Genomic DNA, 24,615 nt, shown 5'->3' with positions numbered 1-24,615 from the left:
GGGCGCAGGAAGCGGTGGGGCTGCGCCATTCTACGGAAGCCGTGGATGCGGCGGGGCAGGGCAGTCTCCGGTGTACGGTTTAGAGGATGTCGTCCAGCAGATCGGGGCCGAACACCTCGCGGTGGATACGTTCGGCCGGCACGCCGTTGGCAAGCAGCGCCGCACGCTGCGCCTGCATGAACGGCAGCGGGCCGCAGAGGTAGAAGTCCGCATCGGCGGTGTCATCGGCCACAAACGCGTCGACCGACATGCGGCCCGGCTGTGCAGGGCGGGCCGCAAACTCCGCGTCCTCACCTGACTCCAGGAACACATGCGCCTCGAAATCCGGCAGCACTTGTGCGGCGCGTGCCAGGTCATCGGCATGGGCGACGTGCGCGGCGGCGCGATCCGCATGGCTGAACACGATCCTGCGCGCGCTGCTCTCCTGCGCCAGGGCATTGAGCGTCGCGATCATCGGCGTGATGCCGACGCCGGCCGACATCAGCACGATCGGGTTGTCGGTGGCCAGTTGCGGCACGAAGTCGCCATACGGCTGGCTGACCAGCAGCACCGCGCCTTCGCGTGCGTTGGCATGCAGCCAGTTCGACACGGTGCCGGCAGGGCGGTCCGCGTCTCCGCCGTCGCGCTTGACGGAGATGCGCCACGTGCGGCCGTTGGGGGCATCCGATAGGCTGTATTGACGTTGCTGCAACACCCCCGGCGACAGCTCCACCTGCACCGAGATGTACTGCCCCGGCAGGAAGTCAGCCAGCGGTGCCTCCCCCACGGCTTCGAGCGTGAACGAGACCACGTCTTCGGCTTGCTGACGGCGCTCCACAATGCGCACCGGCTGGCGGTGGTCGGGGCCGCTGCCCGCGTTTTGGTACAGGCGCGCTTCAGCGGCAATCAGTTCAGCCGCGAGCAGCCAATAGGCTTCGTCCCACGCGGCAATCAGCTCAGGTGTGGCGGCATCGCCCAGCACGTCGCCAATCGCGCCGAGCAGGTGGCGCGCGACGATCGGGTAGTGACTCGGCTTGATGCCCACGGCCGCATGCTTGTGCACGATGCGGTTGACCACCGGCCCCAGCGCGGCGTTGTTGCCGTAGTTGGCGGCATACGCAAACACGGCCGAGGCGAGCGACTGCTGCTGCGATCCATTGGCCTGGTTGCCCATGTTGAACACGTTGGTCAGCTCAGGGTGGGCGGCGAACATGTTGCGGTAGAAGGTCTGCGTGATCGTCAGACCGTGCTCGCGCAGCACCGGAACGCTGGCATCAATGAAAGGCTTGGACCGCTCGGACAGCATGGTGAACTCCAAATATGCGTGATGAATGCAACAAATAAGACGGGGGCGCCGTCACGCTTTGTTGTGTTGCATTGCCCGGCAATGAGGCAATCGCTTGCAACGGAGTCTATTAAACATGCATTTGCGAAGCAACAAATTGACCTGCGGCAAACCAGCGCATCTCCCCCGCAACTTCCCGATAAGATGTAGATCTCTTGAATGTTTTTCTTGCGGCACCACCGTTCTCGCCATGCGACTGACCGACTACACCGACTACGCCCTGCGCACGCTCATCTACGTGGCCGTGCACCCGGACGAACTGGTCACCATCCAGCGCATTGCGGACGCGTTCGACATCCCGAAGAACCACCTCATCAAGATCGTGCAGCAGCTCGGGCAGGACGGCTTTTTGCACACGGTGCGCGGGCGGGCAGGGGGCATCACGCTCGGCCGCCCCGCCATCGAGATCAACCTGGGCGACGTAGTGCGCGCCACCGAGCCCGACTTCCGCCTGGTCGAGTGCTTCCACGGTGAAGACAACCACTGCGTCATCACCCGTGTGTGCGGATTGCGCGGCGTGCTGCGCGCCGCGCTGCAGGCGTACTTCGAGGTGCTAGACGCCTACACGCTGCAGGATCTGGTGGACAAGCCCAACGCCGTCAACCGCGCACTGGGCGAGACCACTGCGCTGCCCATGCCGCGCGTGCGTGCCAAGCCGGCGTCGCGCGCGTAGCGTCACCGTCTCTCGCATCTCTGCCCTTTCATTGCACTTCGCAGGCATGTTCGCTGCTGCGAACACGTTGTGGGCCGTGCCAATTCCGGGCGCGGTCCGTTCAACCGACCTGCGGAGGTGTCATGAAATCGACTCACGACAAGCGCGCCAGCAGTGCGCACAAACACGCCCCATCCCAATCGACGTCGCATAGCCACGCCACGGGTGGCGGCAAGCCCGATAGTCCATCCAAGACGAAGCAACACAGCGGACGCACCGAGCATGGCGGGCACGGTTCGACCGAACGCTCAGGTGCCAAGTCGCATGAGCGCGGCACGCACAGCGGCGGGCAAGAGCATGCGACGCATTCGCCCATCGGCATCCAGAAGGCCTTGAAGGGCGCGTCGTATCCGGCCAAGAAGCAGGACCTGCTCGATACCGCGCAAGCCAATGGTGCCGACGACAGCACCCTGCAGACCCTGCGCGATCTGCCGGACAACGAGTACGACACGCCGGCCGCGGTGTCCAAGGCCGTCGGCAAGGAAATGTGATGGCCGCCCAGCACTGGAGGACGATTCCCATGCAACACCAACGATCCAATCATCGTTTCGGCATGCGCCGCGTCGCCGCACTGTGCCTGGCTGGCGGACTGGGCTTTTTTGGCGCGTTGAGTGCCGCCACCGCCGCTGCGGACAAAGCCGACACCACGTACGTCACCAAGGCCGCCGCCGCGGGCATGATGGAAGTCGAGGCCAGCCAGGTGGCCATCACGCGTGCGAGCAACCCCGACGTGCGCGCCTTCGCACAGCGCATGGTGAAGGACCACACGGCCGTCGGCGACGAACTGAAAACGCTCGCGGGCCAGAAGGGCATCACCGTGCCCGACAGCCTGCCCGCCGATGAGCGCGCCAAGGTCGACAAGCTCAATACACTGGAAGGCGCGAAGTTCGACAAGACCTACGCCGATGAGGTGGGCGTGAAGGCGCACAAGGAGGCCGTCTCGCTGTTCGACCAGGCCTCGAAGCACGCCAAGGACCCCGACATCAAGGCGTTCTTTACACACAACCTGCCAGCGCTGCGCGAGCATCTGCAGATGGCGCAACAGCTCAAGTCGGCCAAGTAACTCAGCACCTTCCATGATTCGGCCCCGATATGGGGCCGTTTCACTGCGCGCGGTCGGGCAACCCGAACGGTTCGGCGCGCGCGCCATCGTTTCGCCTCTTGTTTCGCCTTCCCTGTCGCAGATTCACTAGATCGTCATCGTCGGGCGCCAAGATGCGGGCGCAAACGTTTATCTACGCAAGAACCGTCCACACGCATGGGCGGTCGGCGAGCGTTTGCTCGACCCACCATCTGATAGGAAACCACCATGCTTTCAACCAAGAAGACGCTGCTCGCGATGGCAGTGCCGGCCTGCTTGACACTCGGCCTGTACGCCTGCGGTGGCGGCAGCGACGCGCCCGCCACCACCACGACGAGCACCGACACCACGCCGGCCCCCACCACACCGAATACGCCCACCCCGCCCACCAAGCCGCAAGGCATGTGGACCACCGGCGACCTCCACGTGCACACGGCGGAATCCGCCGATGCCGTCACGCCACTGGCGACGGTGCTCGACCACGCTTTCAACCTCAACAGCCTGGACTGGATGGCGGTGTCGAACCACCTGCGTCCCTCGCCGCGCGATGCGACCGGCGCCACGCTCCCGGGCGGCTCGATTGCGGCATCGGCCGGCATCATGCAATACGAGATGCCCGCCATCGCCAGCGCACAGGCCGCCGGCAAATACACGGGCAAGCTGATCTTCTCGGCCGCCGAGTGGGACATGCCCACGCACGACCACCTGAACGTCGGCATCTTCGATGGCACCGACACGCTGCAGACCTCGGGCAAGGGCCTGAACAAGTTCGAGTACTTCTTCACGCAGCAGTCCGCCTCGCTGTTCGACCCGAACGACGTGACCGCCTGGCAGCAGGAAGGCCCGCGCGCTGGCACCACGCATGCGGATGTGGTCAACGCGTTCAAGTGGCTCAAGACGAACTACCCGAGCACCAGCTACGGGCTGATCAACCACCCGTCGCGTAACCCGGGCAAGTACACGGTGGCGGATTTCCGCGAGTTCAACGACACCGCGCCCGACATCATGTTCGGCATCGAAGGCATGGTCGGCAACCAGATGGAGCCCGACCGCGGCGGCTACACCAGCGCCTACATCGACGCCAACCTCAAGAACCGCACCTACGGCGGCGTCGACTATGTGGTCGCGCAAGTGGGCGGGGTGTGGGATGCGCTGCTGGGTGAAGGCCGCCGCATCTGGAACTTTGCCGATTCCGATCACCATTTCGAAGTCGACGCCACGCAGCAGTTCAGCAGCGGCTACTACCCCGGCGAATACGCCAAGACCTACATCTGGCTGCCGGGCACCCCGGGTGCCACCTCCAACCTGAAAACGCTGCTGGGCGCCATGCGCTCGGGCAAATCGTTCGCCGTGTTTGGGGACCTGATCAACGCGCTGGACTTCCACGCCGACACCGCCGCCGCCACGGCCGACATGGGCGGCACGCTCACCGCAAAGGCGGGCGACAAGGTGACGATCACCATCCGCTTCAAGAGCCCCGATCACAACAACTACGAGTTCCCGCTGGGCAGCGGCCTGAAGGCCAACATGCGCCCGGTGGTCGATCACGTGGATCTGATTGCGGGCGATGTGACGGCCAAGGCCGCGCCGGGCACGCCGGAATACGCGAAGGCCACCAACGACTCCACCAAGGTCGTCGCCACCTTCACCAAGACCGACTGGAAAGTCGATGCGGATGGCTACAACAGCATCACGTTCACCACCACGGCCAGCAAGAACCAGTACTTCCGACTGCGCGGCACCAACCTCGGCATGAACGTGTCGGGCGAGACCAGCAACGGCAACCCGCTGCCCGATCAGAAAACGGTGGTGACGGAAAACGTGGCGCGCTTCAACGCCATCAATGACCGCAACTACAACGACCTGTGGTTCTACTCGAACCCGGTGTTTGTGTCGGTGCAGTAACGCAACAGCGCTGGCTCATGCGGCGGCCGGCGCGTCCGTCCGCCGCAACCACACCGTCACGGCGAGGCCCTCGCCGCCGGGCCCCGGCGCCAGCGCAATCTGCCCGCCCATGCGATCGACGATCTGCCGCACGATCGCCAGGCCCAGGCCGCTGCCCTGCGTGTGGGCCGCCAGGCGTGTGAACCGCTCAAACACGCGCGCATAGGCCTCGGGCGGAATGCCGGGGCCGTTGTCAGTCACCGTCAGCATGGCCCAGCCGTAGTCGGCCGACACCTGCACCGTCACGCGGCCGCCTTCGTGCGTGTAGCGCACGGCGTTGTCGACCAGGTTGAACAGCAGCGCAGCAACCAGCGTGCGGTTGCCCGATGTCCACACCGCCCGTTCGGCCGGCTCCATGCCCAGATCAATCTGGCGGCCATCGGCCAGCAGCGCGAGGTCTTCGAGCACGGTGCGGGCCACTTGCACAAGGTCCACCGCCTCGCTCGTGGCAGGTGACGCCTCCGCCTGCGAGAGCAGCAGCAGATCGTTGATCAGGTCGGCCAGATTGCGCGTGCTGGTGCGCGCCGCTTGCAGGACTTCATGCAGCGCGGCGTCCGCGTTGGTTTGCGCGGCCACCTGCATCTGCGTGTTGAGGATCGCCAACGGCGTGCGCATCTGGTGCGCAGCATCGGCAATGAAGCGCTTCTGCGTGAGCGCGTTGTCGGCAATGCGCTGCAGGTACTGGTTGAACGCACCGGCAATCGGCTGCAGCTCGCGCTGCAGGCCGGTGGGGTCCAGTGGCGCGAGGTCCGTCGGCTCGCGTGCCGACACGTTGCCGGCCAGCCGCAAGATCGGCCGCAACTCCAGCGTCAGGCCGATGAGGATCATCGCCAGCGCCAGCCCCACCAGTGAGAGCTGCCGCACGGTGGCGGGCCACCACAGCTGGCGGATCATCGCGTCGCGGCCGTTCATGGTTTGCGCGACGCGGGTGACGACGCGTTCGGTGCGGCCGGCGTCGTACATCGTGCGCACTACGGCGGCCACGTGCACGGGCTGGCCTTCCATGGTGTCGGTGTAGGTACCGGCGTCGGGCTTGCCGGTGGCGTCAAACGCGGGGCGCGTACCAAAGTCGAGCCGCCCGGCCAGCAGGCGGCCATGCTCGGTGCTCACCTGGTACGCCACCTGATCGCGCACGGGTGTCTCCGGCGCGGCAAACACGGCCAGCGCGGCGGGCGGCACGGACACCCGCAGGCGACCTTCGTCCCACTCCACCTGGCCGTTGATCATCTGTGCGGCGGTATCCAGCGCGTGAAAGTGCACGAGATCGGCGTTGTGGCGCGCGGCCGCCAGATCAAGCCAGCCATCTGCCGCCACGTAGACGACCAGCGGCAGCGCCAGCCACAGCACCAGCCGCGCACGCAAGCTGCGCGCACGCGTGGGCGCTAGCGCCCGTACGGCCTGCCCCGGCGGGTCAGGATTGGGCAGCGGAGGCATCGCGCAGCAAGTAACCGAGGCCGCGCAGCGTGACGATGGTGGCCGAAGAATGCTCCAGCTTCTTGCGCAGGCGGTGGATGTAGATTTCGATCGCCTCGGGGCTGGCTTCATCATCCAGCCCGAACACGCCATTGACGAGCGCCGGCTTGGACACCGTCCGCCCCAGCTTCTGCATGAGGATTTCCAGCACGGCGTGCTCGCGCGCCGGCAATACCAACGGTTGGCCGGCCAACGTGAAGGTACGGCCGCCGGTGTGATAGGTCAGGTCCCCACACTGCAGCTCGACAGACTGATCAGGCGTGCTGCGCCGCATCAACACCTGGATGCGCGCAATCAGCTCACGGATCTCGAACGGCTTGACGAGATAGTCGTCGGCACCCGCACCTAGGCAGGCGACCTTGTCGTCGATCCCGCCGCTGGCCGTGAGAATAAGCACCGGCACCGGATTGCGCCGCGCGCGCAAACGTTGCAGTACACCTTGCCCTGACAGCGTCGGCAATTGCAGGTCCAGCAGCACTACGTCGTAGTGTTGCGTGAGCAACAACGTATCTGCGGATTCCCCATCGGTGGCATGATCCACCGTGAAGTGCGCGCGGCGCAGTGCTTCCGACAGCCAGTGCGCGAGGGGGGCGTTGTCTTCGATCAGGAGCAGCTTCATACGAGGGCCACGCCGGGCGGGCCAGTCACCCAATGAAAGCGATTTGCGGGTTGCCGCCTCCTAGAATGGGGGCGGCTGCCTACGCGCGCCGGATGCATCACTGCGTGCATCCGGACGACGCGATACCGATATCTACAAAAGAGCCGGAGACAACTCAATGGGTGTTTTTACCTGCAGGGGCGCGCGCGCACGCGGCCCCCGGGGCTGGATCACAGCGTTGCCGAAGTGGGTTGCCGCGGCCTGCCTAGCAGTGGCAACCTCGCACGCCCTCGCACAAGACCCGACGCGCTTGACCCTCATGGTCAGCGGCACGGCCAAGATGATCTACCTGCCAGCCACGCTGGCACAGCGCCTGGGGTATTTCCGCGACGAGGGGCTCGACGTGGAGCTGCTCTCGCAACCCGCCGGCGTGGATGCCGAGAGCGAACTGCTCACCGGCTTCGCACAGGGTGTGGTCGGCTTTTACGACCACACGATCGACCTGCAGGCCAAGGGCAAGGAGGTGCGCGCCATCGTGGTGTTCAGCCAGGTACCCGGCGAGGCGGAGGTGGTTTCCACGCGCGTGGCCGCCACGGTGCAGAGCCTGCCGGATCTGCGCGGGCGCACGCTGGGCGTGACGGGGCTGGGGTCGTCCACCAGTTTTCTGACGCGTTACCTGATGGCGCAGCAGGGTCTGTCGGCGGCGGACTACACCATGCTGCCGGTCGGCGCGGAACAGAGCTTTGTCAGTGCACTGCGCAGCGGCCGCATCGACGCCGGCATGACCACCGACCCGACAGCCTCGCGCCTGGTGCGCAATGGTGAGGCCCGCATCCTGCTCGATCTGCGCACCCTGGAGAGCACGCGCGCCGCGCTCGGTGGCCCGTACCCGGCGGCGTGCCTGTACCTGCAGACCGAATGGCTGGAGGCCCATCCGGATGTGGCCGCCAAACTGGCCCGCGCCTTCGTGCGGACCTTGCGCTACCTGCACACACACTCGGCGGACGCGATCGCTGCACACATGCCGGCGGAATTCCGGCGCGATCATCCCGAGCTGTACGTCAAAACGCTTGCCGCCGCGTTGCCCACCTTCAGCACCGACGGACGCATGCCGGACGACGGCCCACCCACCGTCCTGCGCGTCCTCGCCGCCAGCAATGCCAACGCGCGCGACAAGCACATCGACCTCTCGCGCACCTATACCAACGAGTTTGTCGATCAGGCGCGCGAGCAACGCTAGCTTAGAAACGCGTGCGCATGCCGAGGCCGAACTCCGTCTGGCTGTTGTGGCCGTTGGTGCTGCCCACGATGTACTGATCCTTCAGCTTCATGTAGTCGGCGGCCACGTAAAACTCGGTGCGCTTGGACACGTGGTAGAACACCGAGCCGTACAGCGTGTTCTTGCGGCCGCTGCCGGATGCCGTGGCGTTCGCCACGTTGGAGTAGGCGTTGAGCGTGCTGCCGTCGGCACCAAAGGCTGCGTTGCCGGCCTTCATGATCTGGTAGCCGATTTCGTAGTCGAAGGCGCCTTGCGGAGCGATCTTCAGCGACACGGTGTAGGCATCGTCCTTGCGGTTGCCCAGCGCGGCCGGTTGTTCGCCGGTGTAGTGGAAGTAGCCAGCATTCACGCGGAACATGCCGAAGATCACGTTGCCGCCCACCGAGTACGAGCGGTCCATGAAGCCGTTGACCTTGGCTTGTTGCGCGAAGCCTGCCAGGTGGAAGTTGTCGCCGTTGTAGCCCAGCGCGAGCGACTCGGTGGTGCCTTGCGTGAACTGGCCCGGCACTTCGCCAAACTGATAGGCCAGGCCGGTGAAGAAGCGGCCATCCCACAGCTTCTTCCACACCACGCCGTTGTTCAGGCGCGTGCCCGTGGCGCTGCCTGCGTAGAAAATCAGTTGCTTGAAGTTGTTGACGTTGGTGTAGCCGCCTTCGTCCAGCGTCACCTTCTCGCTGGTGTACGGGTCGCCGTAGATGCCCGACACATCGCGCGCAATCGCGTTCTGGCGGCCGAAGGTCAGCTTACCGAGCGATTCGCTCGACAGACCCACCCACGCATCGCGGTTGAACAACACCCCCGGGGTGTCCATGTTGCCGGTGGGCGTCTCAAATTCCGATTCCAGCTTGAAGATGGCCGACGTGCCGCCGCCCAGGTCTTCCTTGCCGGTCAGGCCCCAGCGGCTGCCCGAGAACCAGGGCACCTGGAAGCCGGTCAGGCGCGAGCCCGCAGCATTGGCGTTGCTGACGGTGCTGATGGTGGTGTCGATCAGGCCGTAGAGCGTCACGTTCGACGACTGGGCGTGGGCGCCGGTGGCCAGGGTGGCCGCGGCAGCTGCAGTTGCCGCGAGGGCAAACTTGATGCGGGACATTGAAGTCTCCTTCCTTGTGGGTAATGGTGTCCGGTCGTGATGCCGGCTTGGGTAACGCGCCAGAGCGGTGGGTCAGACCGCTCGATGCAATCGCTGGGCGAGCGTAGAAGGGGGCACCTTTCTGGAGCCTTTCGCGTCGGCGTACGCGCAACGAGGGTTGACCCGCATTGGCGGCGCTATTGGGGGCGTTATTGAGGGGCGTTATTGCGCGGCCCGTTGCAACGCATTGCAGTCGCAGAAACCCGGCGCGCGGTAGAGTGTCGCGTCGTCCAACCCCACACCATCCGCCCCACCATGCACCCATCCCAAATGACCGGTCTGCAATTGCTGCAGGCCATGTCGCGCGGTGAGCTGCCACGCGCGTCCATCAGCGAAACCATCCCGATGACGATGGAAGCCATCGACACGGGCGCTGTGCGCTTTATCGCCACGGCAGACAAGCGCCACCTCAATCCGCTGGGCGGCGTGCACGGCGGCTTTGCGGCCACCGTGCTCGATTCCGTCACGGGCTGCGCGGTGCATTCCACGCTCGAAGCGGGCGCGGGCTATGGCACGGTCGACCTGAACGTGAAGATGGTGAAACCGGTGCCAGTGGATATACCGCTGGTGGCCGAAGGCCGCGTGCTGCACGTCTCGCGCACGATCGGCGTGTCGGAGGGGACGCTCAAAACGCAGGACGGCACCTTGCTGGCCCATGCCACGGCAACGTGTGTCATCCGTCGTCCGTAAGCTCGTCGCGTTTATAGGAGTCTTTGATGTCTGAACCGCTGCAAACCCTGTCCGCCAAAACCACTGCCTTGGTACTGATTGACCTGCAACGCGGCATCCTGCCGTTTGCGCAGGGGCCGTATTCGGCGGAGCAGGTCTTGGGCACATCGGCCAAGCTGGCGAAACGTTTTCGTGCATTGGGCGCACCCGTGGTGCTGGTGCGCGTGGGCTGGGCACAGGACTACGCCGACGCACCGCGCCAGCCGGTCGATCGTCCCGCACCGATGCCGGCCGGCGGCCTGCCGCCGCAATGGTGGGAGCAGCCCGCCGAGCTGGAAGTCGCACCCGCCGACATCCAGATCACCAAGCGCCAATGGGGCGCGTTCTACGGCACGGAACTGGACTTGCAATTGCGCCGACGCGGCATCACCACCATCGTGCTGGGCGGTATCTCGACGCACGTGGGTGTGGAATCCACCGCGCGCGCCGCATGGGAACACGGCTACGCGCTGGTGCTGGCCGAGGATGCGATGAGCTCGAACGATGCAGCGCTGCACCGCTCATCGGTCGAGAACGTCTTCCCGCGCCTGGGCCGCGTGCGCGACACGGAGACGATCCTCGCCGCGCTGACGGCCTAAGCCCTGACCACTTACGTGCCGTCCATCGGCACGTACATCACCAAGCGCAGCCGCGGGTCTTCCATCACCGGCAGACCGATGTAGTCGTAGCGGACGATCTTGCCGCCGGGCGTGCGGATCAGCTTGTGCTCGGCGCGCGCGGCGCGCACCTCGTGTTGGCGCCACCAGGTGTCGAACTCGCGGCTCTCGGTGCGCAGCCGGTCGACCAGCGCGACGAGGACGCGGTCGTCCGCATGGGGGTCGTACACCGCGCGAAACTTCGCCAGCATGCGGCGCGCCTCGCTCTCCCACTCGACAAAGCGCTCGCGCGCGTTGGCATACAGGAACATGTAGACCAGCGCGTTGCGGTCTTCCGGCGGCATCGTGCCGAAATCCATGAAGAGCTGCGAAGCGGCATCGTTCCAGCACAGCAGGTCGGTGCGGTAGCTGCGCACGTGCGCAGGCAGGGCCATGCCGGCGACGGCGCGGCGCAACACGTCGGGCACCGCGTCAGCGGCGGACTGCCCCGGCACCGCCGGGAAAACCGCTTCTGCACGCGCCAGACCCCGCATATGGGCACGCTCATCCGATGACAGCTTCAACGCCCGGCCGATCGCCTCGATGGTCGCCACCGAAGGCCGCACGTCGCGCCCCTGCTCGATGCGCACATACCAGTCGATGCTGATGTTGGCGAGCTGCGCGACTTCCTCCCGGCGCAGGCCGGCCGTGCGGCGGCGCCCGCTGCCCTCGGGCAGGCCGACATCCTGCGGGCGCAACTGGCCGCGGCGGCTGCGCAGGAATTCGCCCAGCTCGTTACGGGGCGCGGCGGGGAGGGGGGCCAGGTCTGCAGTGAAATCGTCCATGGGTGCATTACACACAACGGCGCGCAAGGGTGGGAGGGACAACTCAATCCTAGGTTAATCCTAGCTCTGCATCGAATCGGCTCGGGTACCTACGCTGCGTTCACCTCTCTCTTCCGGAGCCGATCGTGACCCACGTTTCCTCGACCTCAACCCCATCTGAACCGCGCCGCTGGCTCGCCTTTGGTGTGATGGTGACGGCGCAATTCATGTTCATCGTGGATGCGTTCATCGCCAATGTGGCGATCCCGAGCATCCGCGCGACTCTGCACGCAACGCCCGCGCAACTAGAGGCCGTGCTGGCGGTGTACCAGCTCGGCTATGCCATTTTGCTGATCACCGGTGGCCGCCTGGGCGATCTGTTCGGGCGGCGGCGCGTGTTCCTGCTCGGGCTGGTGGCCTTTACCGCCACATCGGCCGGCTGCGGGCTGGCGGGCAGTGCGGCGGCGCTCATCGCCTGGCGATTTGCGCAAGGGCTGTCCGCCGCGATGCTGGTGCCGCAGGTGCTGGCGAGCGTGCAGGCGCTCTTCGCCGGCACCGAGCGCGACCGCGCGCTGTCAATCTTCGGGCTAGTAATGGGCACCGGCGGCGCGGCCGGGCTGCTGGTGGGCGGCGCACTCACCAGCGCAGACATTGCCGGGCTGGGCTGGCGCTCGGCCTTCCTGATCAACGTGCCGGTGGGGCTAACGGCAGCGCTGCTCGGCTGGCGCTGGATTCCACGCCCGACGCCCAACGCTGCGAAAGTCCACCTCGACACGGTCGGCGTGACCTGGATGGCCATCAGCGTGGCGGCCGTGCTCGTGCCGTTGCTGTTCGGTCGAGAGCTGCATTGGCCGGTGTGGAGTCTCGCGCTGCTGACCGTGGGCCTGCTCGGCATGGCGACGTTCCAGCAGCTTGAAGCGCGCGTTGACCGCGCAGGCGGTACGCCATTGCTGCCGCCCGCCTTGCTGCAGCATCGTGCCTTCATGACGGGCCTGACCGCGTCGGCGCTGCATTACATCGGGATGATGGCGTTCTTCCTGGTACTGACGCTGTATCTGCAGAACGGACGGCATCTCTCGGCGCTGCACATGGGGGTAGTGATCCTGCCGCTGGCGGTTGCGTTCCTTGTCACCTCGCGCCTCGCCAATGCGCTGGTGCGGCGGTTTGGCGTACGTGCGCTGCTGGGCGGTCTTGGGCTGATGGCGCTCGGGCTGATGGCGCTGCTGTCGGGCTTCGGCGCACCTTTCGGCACAAGCTGGGTGCACCCCGCCACCCCCGACATGACGCGCATCGGCATTGCCGTCACGCTGTACGGCGCGGGGCAGGGGCTGGTCGTCGTTCCGTTGATTGGCCTGGTGCTGACCGGCGTGGCGCGCACGCAGGCTGGAGCCGCTGCGGGGCTGCTGATCACGGCGCAGCAATTGGCGGGCGCGCTGGGCGTGGCATGCATCGGCGGGCTGTATTTCATGTTCGCCGGGGACGGCAGCGCCGCTGGCATGGCGCACGGCACGATGGCCGGGTGCCTGGCCATGCTGGCCGCGCTGGGTGCCGCAGCTGTGGGATTTGCGCGGCTGGGCGCGCAGCAGCGGCACATGGTGGCAACCGGCGCCGTGAGTGCCGCCTGAACGCCGGGCCCGTCATTCCATACCGCGGCGCTCGACACAAGCGCGCCGCAGTGCATTGATCGGCCAGCACAGAGATTCCACACTCGCCCGCGTGATGCGCTTGGCATCGATCTCTGTCTGCTGTCTGCTCTCTGCTTGCGCATGGCCCCTGTCTCCCCGCTTCGCCCCTCAACGTCACTAGCCGCCGATGCACCGTCCACCGTCCCGCTTGCACGCCGCCTCGTCGCGGAAGGGCTGGGGACAGCATTGCTGATTGCGGTGGTGATCGGCACCGGTGTCCACGCCAGCCGTCTCTCCGGCAGCGATGCCACGTGGACACTGCTGGCGCAATCGCTCGCGGGCAGCGCGGGGTTGTTTGCGCTACTGACGATGTTCGGCCCGGTGTCCGGCGCGCATCTGAACCCGGCGGTCACGCTGTCGGCGGTACTGCGAGGCAGCCTGTGCGGGCGCGAAGCGTTGGCCTATCTGATGGCACAAGCCGTGGGGGCCGCGCTCGGTGTGGCTGCTGCCCATGCCATGTACGGCATGCCGGTGTGGGCGGCAGGTACGCATGCCGCCACGGGGTCCGCGCTATGGTGGAGCGAAGCGCTGGCCACGTTCGGGCTGATCGGTGTGGGGATGGCGTGCGGGCGGCATGCACCCAAGCAACTGCCGCTGGCCGTGGCCGCCTACATCGCGGCGGGGTATTGGTTCACCGCTTCGTCGTCGGTGGCCAATCCGGCGTTGGCCCTGGCCTGTGCATTGACCGATGGCCCCTCGGGCATTCACCCGGCGGATGTGCCGGGCTATGTGCTCGCGCAATTGGCGGGCACCTTGCTGGCAACGCCGCTGTTTCATTGGCTGATAGGCACGGAGGCGTCGCAACCGTCGAACACCTCGCATGCCGCCTCGACCGGACCCACATTGCGCATGCCCATTAGCCGCCGCGCCGGCTAAGGCAAATGCCCGATCAGCGGAGAAAGGTCAGCCCGCTGGTACGCGCGTAGTGGAACAGCTCTGTCTCGCGGACGAGACCGAGCTTGCGCAGCGCCGTCGTCTTCTGCGTGCTGACGGTCTTGATGCTGGAGCCGAGCTGCTGCGCGATGTCCGACACCGCCATGCCGCTCGCGTAGAGGCGCACCACCTCACGCTCGCGCGCGCTCAGGGCCTGGATAGCCTCACGCTCGTTGATATGAAAGCCAGCCTCTTCAAGAATGCGCGGGCTGAAGTACTGCACCCCGCGCGAGGCCGCTGAGATGGCGTGGCCAACATGGGCCAGGTCATCGCCCTTGCTCACGATGCCCAGCACGCCGATCTGCCGCATGGTGCGCAGCAGCGCCGGATTGTTGACCATGGTGCAGACCACGATCGGGCGTTTCGGATACCGCTTACGCAAGCGCACCAGCAATTGCATGCTGTCGTAGGCAGGCTCGCCGTTCAGGTTGTAGTCGGTGACGATGACATCGCAGTCGACATGCTTGAGCACCTGCATCAATTCGCGGCCATCCTGCGCCTGCGCGACGATGCGCTGCTGCGGAAACTGCGCAATGGCGGACGTCAATCCCATCAGGATCACCGGATGGTCGTCAGCCACCACGATCGACAAGACAGCTGGCATGCCGCGCGCCCTCACGTGAGCGCAGCCTGTGGGTGGCCTTGTGCAAGGCGCCGCCCGTCGTTGACGCGTGCGCGACGCTCGTTCGGGGAGGCGAAGACGAAATGATCGATCTGCGAAAGCAACGTCGCCTGGGACGCCGCATCCAGCTTGGCGAGCATCAACAGAATGGGATAGATCGGGGCCGACATGGGAGGGGGAAGGACCAACAGAAAGTTGGCCCGTACCATACGCACCCAACGTCACCTCGGGCATCAGACGTTTCTTAGTTTCGACGTCTCGTAACCTTTCGGGGCAGAAGCTATTTCAATCAGTGCTGCGGGAAACTAAACGGGTCCGCAGCATTGCTTGCTAGGCGGCGGCCTGCACGTGCGCCAAGAACGCCGTTGTGGACAGCGGCGCCGCCCACAGGTAGCCCTGTCCCGTCGCACAGCCGAGTGTGCGCAGGGTCTGGCGCTGCGCGTCGGTCTCCACGCCTTCGGCAATGCACTCGAGATGCAGCGTGCGCGCCAGTTCGATCATGGTGCGGCAGATCACGCCGCGCTGGCTGGTCTGATCTACCGCCGCCGTAAACGAGCGGTCGATCTTGAGGATGTTGAAGGGCAGGTCCGCCAGCAGCTTGAGCGTGGCGATGCCCACGCCGAAGTCGTCGATGGCCAGCGGATGGCCCAGCAGACGCAGGCGGTTGAGCACGATGGCGAGCTGCGTGGCATCGGGCACCGGTGAATCTTCCGTCAGCTCGATGGCGATGGCGGTGGGCGAGATGCGCGCCTCGCGCACGGTGGCTTCGATGCGCTCAATGGTGCCGGCCCGGCTGAGCGTCGCGGCCGAAGCATTCACGCCAATCGCCACCGGATGCGCATGCGCAGCCAAGGCATGCTGCACGCGCACGCAATGTTCCAGCACATGGAAGAACAGACCATCGGCCAGCCCCAGGGCCTCGAGGCGCGGCACGAACGCCCCCGGCGATACGCGCCCGTGCACCGGATGCATCCACCGGCACAGCGCCTCGGCGCCAACGATCTGGTTGCTGGCGAGATCATGCTGCGGCTGCAAGACGACCTCGATCTGCTCCGGCGTATCGCGGATCAACGCAGCGAGTTCGTCATCGGAAAAATGCGGCAGGCTGGCTTGGCCGGCGGGCACCGATTCGCGCGCATGCGCGGCGGCTTCCTCCAGCAGCGGCAGCACGTGCGCGGGGCGCAGCGGCTTGTGAATGCCATGGACGCGCGCCAGGCCGATCGCGTCAGCCAGGCTCACGTGCGATTCGACAATCGGCGCATCCATCGCGCTGACCCACGCCCACACGGGTGCCTGTCTCGGAAAGACCTGGCCAGCGCGCAGCCGCATCTGCTCCATCAGTTCGGGGCCGTTCATGCCGGGCATGTCGATGTCGCACAGCACGAGGTCGACATGGCAGAGCTGGAGCAGGTAGAGCGCCTCGCGGCCATCGCAGGCGGTCAGGATCTGCTGGACACCCAGCGTGTGGAGCAGTTGCCGGGCAGCGGCCCGTTGCACGGGGTGGTCGTCCACCACCAGCACGGCGAGTTGCGCGAAGCCTTCCATCGGCCAGTCCTTATTCTTGTTGGTATGGGGCGGAGCGCATCCCGTTTGCGTTTCGTGACATCCGCCATGAGCCGACATTGAAACACCGTGCGCGGGCGTTGTCAGGGTGTCTGGCAGCGCGCCGAACGCAACGCCAGAAAAAACAAAGCCCGCGCAGCTTTTCAACTGCGCGGGCCTTGAGATTTCCCCCAACCTTTTGAGCTTTCCGGCGCCGGTGTCGACGGCGTCGGGATGTCAGAAATCGTGCCCGAAAAAAATGAAGCCCGCAACAGGGGCGGGCTCAAAAGGGGGGGAGTGCTCTCTAAAGAGAGAGCAAGGTGAAGTTTAGTGAAGGTTCGTTTGTCGGACTGTCCGGGCTTCGCCGAATCGCTTGTAGGACAAAGGCTGACGCAGATCCGCGATGTTAGCGGCATAAAGCATGGGGTTGCGCACACATCCGCCACCTAGGCGTGATCCAAACGACGCTTTGAATGTTGTCCATCACCCAGCGCGGGTGTGATGGAAAAACCACCCTAAACGCATGCTTGAAAAAAATGCACGTTGCGATCCGGCAACGTGGCGATCTGTCAGAGCAGAGGAAATCAGCGTAGCCGGAATCGGCTAGAAGGCAAGGCTGCGCAATCGAGATGCAATCGGGCGCGCCAAAGAAAAAAGCCCGAGCACCAGGTGCTCGGGCCACAATCCACCAAGGAGGGTGGAGGAGACAGTTCCCACTATAGCGAATCGTTTGCTGCGATGCAATAAGGTAGAACTACTTAATGTAACGAGAGGCTACAAGCGTTGCCAGGGCGCCACGCTCGCGAAAACGATTGCAAGGGCAACGGGATGACGCAACGCAACAAAACAACGCGGCGCGCCCGGAAGCTCATCACTCCCTTGGCGCGCCGCGCGCAGTTTCCGAAGATCTGACGAAAGTATCCGCTTACTTTTTAGGCAGCATTAAAACGCCGGCAGGATCGCGCCCTTGAACTGCGTGTCGATGAACTTGCGCACCTCTTCCGACTGGTAGGCGTGCACCAGCGTCTTCACCCACGGCTGGTTCTTGTCTTTCTCGCGGACGGCAATCAGGTTCGCGTACGGGCCCTGGCGGTCTTCCAGCGCAATCGCGTCCTTGGTGGGCGACAGGTTGTTCTTGACCGCGTAGTCCGTATTGATGGAAGCGGCGTCCAGATCATCCAGCGAGCGCGGCAACTGGGCCGAATCCAGCTCGATCAGCTTGATCTTCTTGGGGTTCTCGACCACGTCGCGCGGGGTGGCGTTGTTGCCGTTGGTGCCGGCGCCCGCCTTGAGCTTGATCACGCCGGCCTTCTGCAACAGGAGCAGCGCGCGGTTGCCGTTGGACGGGTCATTCTGGATGCCGACCTTGGCGCCTTCCTTGAGCTGCGCCAGCGACTTGATCTTCTTCGAGTAGAAGCCCATCGGCGCCACGTAGGTCAGGCCCACATTGACGATCTTGTAGTGGCGTGCCTGGATCTGGCTGTCGAGGAAGGGCTGGTGCTGGAAGCCGTTGGCGTCCAGATCACCCGAATCGAGCGCGGGGTTGGGCTGGGCGTAGTCGTTGAACTCGATGACCTCGAGGTCCAGGCCGTCCTTCTTGGCGACCTTCTGCACGACTTCCCAGATTTGCGCGTCGGGGCCGCTCATGGTGCCGAGCTTGATCTGTTTGGTGTCGGCGTTGGCTGCGGTCGCAACGGCAAGGGCGATGGCCGGTACGGCAAGGCGGGCCAGGCGGGAGAACAAAGACATGGAGAAACCTCGTGGATTTGTCGTGGATGCGTGAACGAATTCCGCCCGCGGGTAGCGGGCGGTGTGACGCAATCCTGTCATACGAGGTACTCGTAACAGAACGACTTTTTCGGCATGTCCATATGCCCCGCAACGGTGCGGGGGTTAAGCCGCGAGCGCGCCATCTTCCACACGCGGCGGCTCTGCGGCGGGCAGGGCGACGACGAAGCACGCCCCACCATCAATGGGCGCCTCCACCCAAATGCGGCCCCGATGCGCGTCGACGATGGCCTCGCACACGGCCAGGCCCAGGCCGACGCCTGTGGTCGCCGATTCCTGCTCGCCCCGCGTGAACTTCTCGAAGATCGTCCGCACCGCGCCGGGCGGCACGCCGGGGCCATGGTCGCGGACCCGTAGGTGCAGTTCGTTGCCTCCAGTTTCATCCGGGACGATCTCGCCGGAGATGCGGACCTCGGTGCCAGCCGGCGCGAACTTGCCGGCGTTCTCCAGCAGGTTCGACAGCACACGCTCCATGAGTGGCCCATCGCAGCGGATGAGCGGCAGGGCGGCGAGATCATCCACCACCACGCGGTGCTCAGGCAGCGGAATGGCCTGCAGCGCCGCGCCGACGAGTTCCTCCATCGACTGCCACTCCAGCCGAAGTTTGACGTCCTGGTTCTGCAGGCGCGCCATGTCGAGCAGGTTGGTGACCATCGTGCGCATGCGCTGCGCCTGCTGGCCGATGGCAGCGGCGGCTTCGGCTTGCAGCGCGGGCAATGGCGGTTGCGTGCGCAGCAGCGTCTCGGCCATCCCCACGAGCCCGGTGAGCGGCGTGCGCAAATCGTGCGACACGGCGGCCAGCAACGAATTGCGCAGCCGCTCCGATTCAATGCGCACCAGCGCGTCGCGGGCGACTTCCACGTAATGCACGCGCTCGATGGCGATGGCGATGAGCGTGGCGCAGGCGTCGATCTGGCGGCGATTGTCGGGCTGGGTGAGCACGTGGAAGGTTTCGGGCTCCACGGCCAGCACGCCGCGAATGGCCATCGGCGCCTTCAGCGGCAGGTACAGCACCGAGCCCGAGGGCAGCGTGTGCGTGCCGGTGCCGGCGGGCTGGCCGTGCTGATAGGTCCAATCGGCCAGCACGCGGTCGAGGTTCGGCATCCCCGAGGGTGCGGAATTGGACACACTCGCGGCGCCTTCAGGCTTGGCGATCTGCGGCGCGCCGAGCCGGCCATCGAGCCCCACAAAGAAGAACGCGCAGCGCCCGCCAAACGTGGCGTTGACGAAGCGCCCGCCAATGCTGACGATCTGGTCCAGCGTGAGCGCGGCCGACAACTCGCGCGCCGCCTCGTACAGTGCCCGCGCGGCGGCCTCGCGCTGCACGGCCACTTCGGCCTGTTCACGCAGGCCCGCGGTGAGCTGCCCGACCAGCATGCCCACCGCCAGCATCACCGCGAAGGTCAGCAGGTACTGCACGTCGCTCACGGCAAAGGAGAACCGCGGCGGCACGAAGAAGAAATCGAACAGCGCCACCGACAGCACCGATGCCAGCGCCGCCGGCCCGCGCCCGTGGCGCATCGCCACCGCCACCACCGCCGCCAAGAACACCATGACGATGTTGGCGAGATCAAAGACCGGGCGCACCAAGCTGGACAGGGCAGTCGCAATGCCAGCGTACGCGCATGCGGCCACGTAGCCGGGCTTGAGCCAGTTGGTGTCGTCTGCGGCACGTTGCGCGTCGCTGCGCATGTCGGCGCGGCCAATCTCAACAGCCTTCGGCGTGAGCTGGATATGCGCCGGGTCCGCCGCCGCACGAATCACGTCGACTTCCGGGCACTGTCGCGCCAGCGCTTCCGCAAAATCGCCGCTCGGCAAACGGCGCTCCAGCCCGATCGCCAAACGCAGCGCCACCACAATCGCCCGCGCTGAACGCCAGCGCCTTTCCGGCGGCCGCCCGATCACCGCCTTGGTGATGTTGTGGCGACGGATGTAGCCGGTGATGGCCTCGACCGCGTTAGTGCCGGCCAGCGTTTCCACCCGCGCGCCGGCGTCTTCGGCCAGCTTGAGTAGCGCATGCAAGCGCTCGGTGCGCGCATCGGCAGCGCGCAGATGCGGCATCACCACGGCCACGGCGTGCCAGTCGCACTCAAGCTGCGCAGACAAACGCGCGGCACTGCGGATCACCTGTTCGCTATCGCCCTGCGGGTCCAGGCACGCGACGATGGTCTCGCGCGTGCGCCAGACGTTTTCGATGCGGCGTGCGCGGCGGTAGGCCTGCACGTCGTCATCCACGCGATCTGCCGTGCGGCGCAGGGCGAGTTCGCGCAGGGCGATGAGGTTGCCCTTGCGGAAGAAATTGCGCGCCGCGTGCTGGGCCTGCTCGGGCATATAGACCTTGCCCTCGGCCAGGCGGCGCAGCAGTTCGTCGGCGGGCAGGTCGACGAGGATGACTTCATTCGCGCTGTCGAACACGGCGTCGGGCACGGTTTCCCATACGCGGATGCCGGTGATGCTGCCCACCGCCTCGTTCAGGCTGTCGAGGTGCTGGACGTTGACGGTGGTCCAGACGTCGATGCCGGCGGCGAGGAGGTCTTCGATGTCTTGCCAGCGCTTGGGGTGGCGTGAGCCTGCAACGTTGGAGTGTGCAAGCTCGTCGACGAGGATCAGGGCTGGCCTGCGCGCCAGCGCGGCATCGAGGTCGAATTCGGGGAGGCTGCGGCCTTTGTATTCGATCTGGCGGGTGGGGAGGTGTTCCAGGTCTGCGACCAGGGCGGCGGTTTCGGCGCGGCCGTGGGTTTCGACCAGGCCGATGACGGCGTCAATGCCGGCTGCGCGGGCCGCCTTTGCTGCGGAGAGCATGGCGAACGTCTTCCCCACACCTGCGGATGCGCCGAAGTAGATGCGGAGCTTGCCGCGTGAGGCGTGCTCTTCACCGGATTGGAGTTCGGCTAGGAGCGTGTCTGGGTCGGGGCGCTGGTCGGCTGGCATGGGTTGTATTTTGGTTGTTTTTGTTCTTGTGGTGCATCTCCTTTTCACCCCCTGCCGGGGGCGACTCACTTTCTTTGTCTTGCCAAAGAAAGTAAGCAAAGAAAGGCGCGCCCGAGATGGCGAAAGACTCCTTGAATTTATGTCGCAGGGAGGGAAAGGGGAAAACTCGCTGCGCTCAGACAGTTCCCCTTTCTTTTTCCTCCCTGCAACAGAAATTCAAGGCGCCATCTAGGGCAAGGGTAAAGCACCCAATCTCTTGCCAGCGTGCCACTTCGTCTTACTCCCGTTCCCCAGGCTTTGCGGTCTACAACCACTCGCCTCGGCGCTCACACCAGCGCGCCGTCGGTTTGGCCTTTGACTTTCCTGCCCTTGATGGCGCCTTGGATTTTTGTTGCGAGGAGGATAAAGAGGGGAGGCTGTTTGAGCGTAGCGAGTTTGCCTCCTCTCCCTCCTCGCGACAAAAATCCAAGGAGGGGGTCGCCATCTCGGGCGCGCCTTTCTTTTGCTTACTTTTCTTTGGCAAGACAAAGAAAAGTGAGTCGGTCCCGGCAGGGAACGATAGGGGGATGGACCACCAGCAAAAAGAACCGGTGGTCCACACAGTCACTTCAAGTCATCCAGTGCCAAATTCAGCTCCAGCACATTCACCGTAGCCTCCCCAAACAGCCCCAGAATGGGCCCCTTGGTGTTCTCAGCCACGAGCTTCTTCACCAAGTCAGGCGACATGTGCCGAGCCCGCGCCACGCGCTCCACCTGATACGCCGCAGCCGCCGGACTGATCTGCGGGTCCAACCCACTCGCAGATGCCGTCACCAGATCCGCCGGAATCGACGCCGTATTCGTCGGGTCCGCTTCCTTGAGCGCCGCAATCCGCGCCTTGGCCGCCTCCGTCAACGCCGGGTTACTCGGTCCCAAGTTCGAGCCACCAGACGCCGCGGCGTTATATGGATTCGGCGCAGTCGCAGAAATCCGCCCCCAGAAATACTGCGGCGTATCAAAGTTCTGCCCGATCAGCGACGAGCCAACCGGCTTACCATTGCGCTCAATGACCGAGCCCCCGGCCTGCGCCGGAAACAGCGTCTTACCGATGCCCGTCACCACCACCGGATACAGCACCCCGGTAATCAGCGACAGGCCAACGAAGACCACCAGCGCTGCGCGCAGCAGACCACCTTGTTGCGGCACATCAGCCTGCACGGATTGAGTTGTTGTGGTTGCCATGAATGCACTCCTTCCTTACACCCAGCCCATTGCGGCCAGGAACATGTCGATGATCTTGATGCCCGGGAAGGGCAGCAGCAGGCCGCCCAGGCCGTAGATCAAGAGATTGCGGCGCAGCAGCGTGGCAGCACCCAGCGCGCGGTACTTCACGCCCTTGAGCGCCAGCGGAATCAGAAACACGATGATCAGCGCGTTGAAGATCACCGCGCTCATCACGGCCGATGCGGGCGTTGCCAGATGCATGACGTTCAGCGCTGCGAGTTGCGGATACGTCGTCGCAAACGCGGCCGGGATGATGGCGAAGTACTTCGCCACGTCATTGGCGATCGAGAACGTGGTCAGCGAGCCGCGCGTCATCAGCATCTGCTTGCCGATCTCGACAATCTGGATCAGCTTGGTCGGGCTGGAATCCAGGTCGACCATGTTGCCGGCCTCTTTGGCGGCCTGTGTGCCGCTGTTCATGGCGACGGCCACATCAGCCTGCGCGAGGGCAGGGGCATCGTTGGTGCCGTCACCGGTCATGGCGACGAGGCGGCCCTGTGCCTGCTGCTCACGGATCAGCGCGAGCTTGGTCTCGGGCGTGGCCTCGGCGATGAAGTCGTCGACACCCGCTTCTGCTGCGATGGACGCGGCGGTCAGGCGGTTGTCGCCGGTGATCATCACCGTCTTGATGCCCATCTGGCGCAGCTCGGCAAAGCGCTCGCGGATGCCGGCCTTGACGATGTCCTTCAGCTCTACGACGCCAAGCACGCGGTCGTTGTCGGACACCACGAGCGGCGTACCGCCCTGGCGCGCAACGTCATCCACCGCCGTCGATACGGCTTCCGGAAACTTGCCGGCCAGCAGCGTGACGTGCGTGCGGATGGCGTCTGCTGCGCCCTTGCGGATCTGGCGAGCCTCGCCGTTTTGTCCGACGTTGATGCCGCTCATGCGCGTTTGCGCAGAGAAGGCGACGTACACGGGTTGCGTCTTCGCCAGCGCGGCTTCATCGATGGACGCTTCGCCCAGGTTGCGTGCGAGCGTGACGATGCTGCGGCCTTCCGGCGTTTCATCGGCCAGCGAGGAGAGCCATGCCGCTTCGGCCAACGCCTTGGCTGTCACGCCCGGCGCGGGGATGAAGCGCGACGCCTGACGGTTGCCGTGCGTGATCGTGCCGGTCTTGTCGAGCAGCAGCACATCCACGTCACCGGCGGCTTCCACCGCGCGGCCGGACGTGGCGATCACGTTGGCTTGCATCATACGGCTCATGCCCGCCACGCCAATCGCCGAGAGCAGGCCACCGATGGTGGTCGGGATCAAGCACACCAGCAGCGCGACGAGCACGGTAATCGTGATCGGCGAACCAGCCTTCATGGCTTCCACCGAGAACAACGAGTACGGCAGCAGCGTGACGGTGGCCAGCATCAGGATGATGGTCAGGCTCACCAGCAGAATCGTCAGCGCGAGTTCGTTGGGGGTCTTCTGGCGCTTGGCGCCTTCCACCATCGAGATCATCCGATCGAGAAAGCTCTCGCCCGGGTTGGCGGTGATGCGCACGACGATCCAGTCCGACAGCACGCGCGTGCCGCCCGTGACGGACGAGAAATCGCCACCCGATTCGCGGATGACCGGCGCGGATTCGCCCGTGATGGCGCTTTCGTCCACCGAGGCGACGCCTTCGATGACTTCGCCGTCGCCGGGGACCATGTCGCCGGCTTCGATGAGGACGATGTCGCCACGGCGCAGTGCGGTGGCGGCGCGGGGCTCCACGCGATCACGGCGACGCGCATCGGCCAGCACCTTCGCTTGCACCGTCGTCTTGATGCCGCGCAGCGATGCGGCCTGCTGCTTGCTGCGGCCTTCGGCCAGTGCTTCCGCAAAGTTGGCGAACAGCACGGTGAACCACAGCCACACCGACACGGCGAGGATGAAGCCCGCCGGGGCTTCGGCCTGGCCGCGCAGCGCCATGATCCACAGGATGGTGGTGAGGATGCTGCCGACATACACGACAAACATCACCGGGTTCTTGGCCTGCGCAGCAGGCGAGAGTTTGCGGAAGCTATCGACAATGGCCGGCTTGACCAGCGCCGACGAGAACATCGACAGCTTGCGCACCTCCTTGGCGGAGAGCGTGTGTGACGTGCTGCGGGCCTGCGGTTGTTCAACCGCACCGCCGCTCGACTCAAGCTTGTGTTTGACCGTGCGCACAGCCGGTTCGGATTCTGGGTAACGGATCGCCATAAGGC

The 24,615-nt window shown here is 65.3% G+C and carries 21 protein-coding genes; 9 read left to right on the top strand and 12 right to left on the bottom strand.

Annotated elements, in window-relative coordinates; translation table 11 throughout:
* Window positions 1–79 precede the first annotated feature (79 nt).
* Complete coding sequence (locus tag ACN9M1_RS16370) at window positions 80–1,285, bottom strand: globin domain-containing protein (protein ID WP_426396018.1); 1,206 nt, start codon at window positions 1,283–1,285, stop codon at window positions 80–82.
* A gap of 229 nt (window positions 1,286–1,514) precedes the next feature.
* On the opposite strand from ACN9M1_RS16370, the gene ACN9M1_RS16365 reads away from it, so the two are divergent.
* From ACN9M1_RS16365 to ACN9M1_RS16350, 4 genes are all read left to right on the top strand, one after another.
* The gene (locus tag ACN9M1_RS16365; RefSeq protein ID WP_426396016.1) at window positions 1,515–1,997 is read left to right on the top strand and encodes an RrF2 family transcriptional regulator; all 483 of its coding nucleotides are present in this window, start codon (window positions 1,515–1,517) and stop codon (window positions 1,995–1,997) included.
* Between the two features lie 122 nt (window positions 1,998–2,119).
* Complete coding sequence (locus ACN9M1_RS16360) at window positions 2,120–2,527, top strand: DUF2795 domain-containing protein (RefSeq protein WP_426396014.1); 408 nt, start codon at window positions 2,120–2,122, stop codon at window positions 2,525–2,527.
* A gap of 29 nt (window positions 2,528–2,556) precedes the next feature.
* Window positions 2,557–3,099: a DUF4142 domain-containing protein gene (locus ACN9M1_RS16355; protein ID WP_426396012.1), complete on the top strand. Its 543-nt coding sequence runs from the start codon at window positions 2,557–2,559 to the stop codon at window positions 3,097–3,099.
* A 246-nt stretch (window positions 3,100–3,345) separates the two neighbouring features.
* Window positions 3,346–5,022, top strand: a complete 1,677-nt coding sequence (locus ACN9M1_RS16350; protein WP_426396010.1) for an S-layer protein — start codon at window positions 3,346–3,348, stop codon at window positions 5,020–5,022.
* Between the two features lie 15 nt (window positions 5,023–5,037).
* Here the strand turns inward: ACN9M1_RS16350 and ACN9M1_RS16345 are convergent, their stop codons facing one another.
* Together ACN9M1_RS16345 and ACN9M1_RS16340 are read right to left on the bottom strand one after the other, a co-directional pair.
* Window positions 5,038–6,495, bottom strand: coding sequence for a sensor histidine kinase (locus ACN9M1_RS16345; protein ID WP_426396008.1), 1,458 nt, complete (start codon window positions 6,493–6,495; stop codon window positions 5,038–5,040).
* Complete coding sequence (locus ACN9M1_RS16340; RefSeq protein ID WP_426396006.1) at window positions 6,473–7,153, bottom strand: response regulator; 681 nt, start codon at window positions 7,151–7,153, stop codon at window positions 6,473–6,475. Before ACN9M1_RS16340 ends, ACN9M1_RS16345 begins: the two co-directional genes overlap by 23 nt.
* 157 nt (window positions 7,154–7,310) lie before the next feature.
* Between ACN9M1_RS16340 and ACN9M1_RS16335 the strand changes: the two genes are divergently transcribed.
* On the top strand, window positions 7,311–8,372 hold the full coding sequence (locus ACN9M1_RS16335; RefSeq protein WP_426396004.1) for an ABC transporter substrate-binding protein: 1,062 nt from the start codon (window positions 7,311–7,313) through the stop codon (window positions 8,370–8,372).
* Window position 8,373: 1 nt separating this feature from the next.
* Here the strand turns inward: ACN9M1_RS16335 and ACN9M1_RS16330 are convergent, their stop codons facing one another.
* Window positions 8,374–9,501: a porin gene (locus tag ACN9M1_RS16330; protein WP_426396002.1), complete on the bottom strand. Its 1,128-nt coding sequence runs from the start codon at window positions 9,499–9,501 to the stop codon at window positions 8,374–8,376.
* A 294-nt stretch (window positions 9,502–9,795) separates the two neighbouring features.
* On the opposite strand from ACN9M1_RS16330, the gene ACN9M1_RS16325 reads away from it, so the two are divergent.
* On the top strand, window positions 9,796–10,230 hold the full coding sequence (locus ACN9M1_RS16325; RefSeq protein WP_426396000.1) for a PaaI family thioesterase: 435 nt from the start codon (window positions 9,796–9,798) through the stop codon (window positions 10,228–10,230).
* 26 nt (window positions 10,231–10,256) lie between these two features.
* Window positions 10,257–10,847, top strand: a complete 591-nt coding sequence (locus tag ACN9M1_RS16320; RefSeq protein ID WP_426395998.1) for a hydrolase — start codon at window positions 10,257–10,259, stop codon at window positions 10,845–10,847.
* Between the two features lie 11 nt (window positions 10,848–10,858).
* Here the strand turns inward: ACN9M1_RS16320 and ACN9M1_RS16315 are convergent, their stop codons facing one another.
* Window positions 10,859–11,689: a helix-turn-helix transcriptional regulator gene (locus ACN9M1_RS16315; RefSeq protein WP_426395997.1), complete on the bottom strand. Its 831-nt coding sequence runs from the start codon at window positions 11,687–11,689 to the stop codon at window positions 10,859–10,861.
* 125 nt (window positions 11,690–11,814) lie between these two features.
* On the opposite strand from ACN9M1_RS16315, the gene ACN9M1_RS16310 reads away from it, so the two are divergent.
* Together ACN9M1_RS16310 and ACN9M1_RS16305 are read left to right on the top strand one after the other, a co-directional pair.
* Window positions 11,815–13,293 (top strand): MFS transporter, encoded by a 1,479-nt coding sequence (locus ACN9M1_RS16310; RefSeq protein WP_426395995.1) that lies wholly within the window; start codon window positions 11,815–11,817, stop codon window positions 13,291–13,293.
* A 141-nt stretch (window positions 13,294–13,434) separates the two neighbouring features.
* Window positions 13,435–14,229, top strand: coding sequence for an aquaporin (locus ACN9M1_RS16305; RefSeq protein ID WP_426395993.1), 795 nt, complete (start codon window positions 13,435–13,437; stop codon window positions 14,227–14,229).
* A gap of 13 nt (window positions 14,230–14,242) precedes the next feature.
* Here ACN9M1_RS16305 and ACN9M1_RS16300 read toward each other — a convergent pair whose 3' ends face one another.
* The 7 genes from ACN9M1_RS16300 to kdpB form a co-directional block, all read right to left on the bottom strand.
* The gene (locus ACN9M1_RS16300; protein ID WP_426395991.1) at window positions 14,243–14,890 is read right to left on the bottom strand and encodes a response regulator; all 648 of its coding nucleotides are present in this window, start codon (window positions 14,888–14,890) and stop codon (window positions 14,243–14,245) included.
* An 11-nt stretch (window positions 14,891–14,901) separates the two neighbouring features.
* Window positions 14,902–15,078 (bottom strand): hypothetical protein, encoded by a 177-nt coding sequence (locus tag ACN9M1_RS16295; RefSeq protein ID WP_426395990.1) that lies wholly within the window; start codon window positions 15,076–15,078, stop codon window positions 14,902–14,904.
* A 160-nt stretch (window positions 15,079–15,238) separates the two neighbouring features.
* Entirely contained in the window at window positions 15,239–16,453 is a 1,215-nt protein-coding gene (locus tag ACN9M1_RS16290; protein WP_426395988.1) for an EAL domain-containing response regulator, read from the bottom strand.
* A gap of 939 nt (window positions 16,454–17,392) precedes the next feature.
* Window positions 17,393–18,199 carry a MetQ/NlpA family ABC transporter substrate-binding protein gene (locus ACN9M1_RS16285; protein ID WP_426395986.1) on the bottom strand — a complete coding sequence of 269 codons (807 nt, stop codon included), beginning with the start codon at window positions 18,197–18,199 and terminating at the stop codon, window positions 17,393–17,395.
* 144 nt (window positions 18,200–18,343) lie between these two features.
* Window positions 18,344–21,169: a DUF4118 domain-containing protein gene (locus tag ACN9M1_RS16280; protein ID WP_426395985.1), complete on the bottom strand. Its 2,826-nt coding sequence runs from the start codon at window positions 21,167–21,169 to the stop codon at window positions 18,344–18,346.
* A 603-nt stretch (window positions 21,170–21,772) separates the two neighbouring features.
* Window positions 21,773–22,390: a potassium-transporting ATPase subunit KdpC gene (gene kdpC, locus ACN9M1_RS16275; RefSeq protein WP_426395983.1), complete on the bottom strand. Its 618-nt coding sequence runs from the start codon at window positions 22,388–22,390 to the stop codon at window positions 21,773–21,775.
* Between the two features lie 15 nt (window positions 22,391–22,405).
* Entirely contained in the window at window positions 22,406–24,610 is a 2,205-nt protein-coding gene (gene kdpB, locus ACN9M1_RS16270) for a potassium-transporting ATPase subunit KdpB (protein ID WP_426395981.1), read from the bottom strand.
* Window positions 24,611–24,615: the final 5 nt, after the last annotated feature.

It is taken from the genome of Ralstonia sp. R-29, assembly GCF_049913345.1.
Taxonomy (GTDB): Bacteria; Pseudomonadota; Gammaproteobacteria; order Burkholderiales; family Burkholderiaceae; genus Ralstonia.
This window is presented reverse-complemented; position numbering and strand designations above follow the sequence as displayed.

Coding starts and splice junctions, on each gene's coding strand:
- ACN9M1_RS16290 (WP_426395988.1), bottom strand. CDS start 16,453: ATGGAAGGCTTCGCGCAACTCGCCGTGCTGGTGGTGGACGACCACCCC.
- ACN9M1_RS16365 (WP_426396016.1), top strand. CDS start 1,515: ATGCGACTGACCGACTACACCGACTACGCCCTGCGCACGCTCATCTAC.
- ACN9M1_RS16350 (WP_426396010.1), top strand. CDS start 3,346: ATGCTTTCAACCAAGAAGACGCTGCTCGCGATGGCAGTGCCGGCCTGC.
- ACN9M1_RS16325 (WP_426396000.1), top strand. CDS start 9,796: ATGCACCCATCCCAAATGACCGGTCTGCAATTGCTGCAGGCCATGTCG.
- ACN9M1_RS16340 (WP_426396006.1), bottom strand. CDS start 7,153: ATGAAGCTGCTCCTGATCGAAGACAACGCCCCCCTCGCGCACTGGCTG.
- ACN9M1_RS16295 (WP_426395990.1), bottom strand. CDS start 15,078: ATGTCGGCCCCGATCTATCCCATTCTGTTGATGCTCGCCAAGCTGGAT.
- ACN9M1_RS16285 (WP_426395986.1), bottom strand. CDS start 18,199: ATGTCTTTGTTCTCCCGCCTGGCCCGCCTTGCCGTACCGGCCATCGCC.
- ACN9M1_RS16360 (WP_426396014.1), top strand. CDS start 2,120: ATGAAATCGACTCACGACAAGCGCGCCAGCAGTGCGCACAAACACGCC.
- ACN9M1_RS16355 (WP_426396012.1), top strand. CDS start 2,557: ATGCAACACCAACGATCCAATCATCGTTTCGGCATGCGCCGCGTCGCC.
- ACN9M1_RS16335 (WP_426396004.1), top strand. CDS start 7,311: ATGGGTGTTTTTACCTGCAGGGGCGCGCGCGCACGCGGCCCCCGGGGC.
- ACN9M1_RS16330 (WP_426396002.1), bottom strand. CDS start 9,501: ATGTCCCGCATCAAGTTTGCCCTCGCGGCAACTGCAGCTGCCGCGGCC.
- kdpC (WP_426395983.1), bottom strand. CDS start 22,390: ATGGCAACCACAACAACTCAATCCGTGCAGGCTGATGTGCCGCAACAA.
- ACN9M1_RS16345 (WP_426396008.1), bottom strand. CDS start 6,495: ATGCCTCCGCTGCCCAATCCTGACCCGCCGGGGCAGGCCGTACGGGCG.
- ACN9M1_RS16370 (WP_426396018.1), bottom strand. CDS start 1,285: ATGCTGTCCGAGCGGTCCAAGCCTTTCATTGATGCCAGCGTTCCGGTG.
- ACN9M1_RS16320 (WP_426395998.1), top strand. CDS start 10,257: ATGTCTGAACCGCTGCAAACCCTGTCCGCCAAAACCACTGCCTTGGTA.
- ACN9M1_RS16305 (WP_426395993.1), top strand. CDS start 13,435: ATGGCCCCTGTCTCCCCGCTTCGCCCCTCAACGTCACTAGCCGCCGAT.
- ACN9M1_RS16300 (WP_426395991.1), bottom strand. CDS start 14,890: ATGCCAGCTGTCTTGTCGATCGTGGTGGCTGACGACCATCCGGTGATC.
- kdpB (WP_426395981.1), bottom strand. CDS start 24,610: ATGGCGATCCGTTACCCAGAATCCGAACCGGCTGTGCGCACGGTCAAA.
- ACN9M1_RS16315 (WP_426395997.1), bottom strand. CDS start 11,689: ATGGACGATTTCACTGCAGACCTGGCCCCCCTCCCCGCCGCGCCCCGT.
- ACN9M1_RS16280 (WP_426395985.1), bottom strand. CDS start 21,169: ATGCCAGCCGACCAGCGCCCCGACCCAGACACGCTCCTAGCCGAACTC.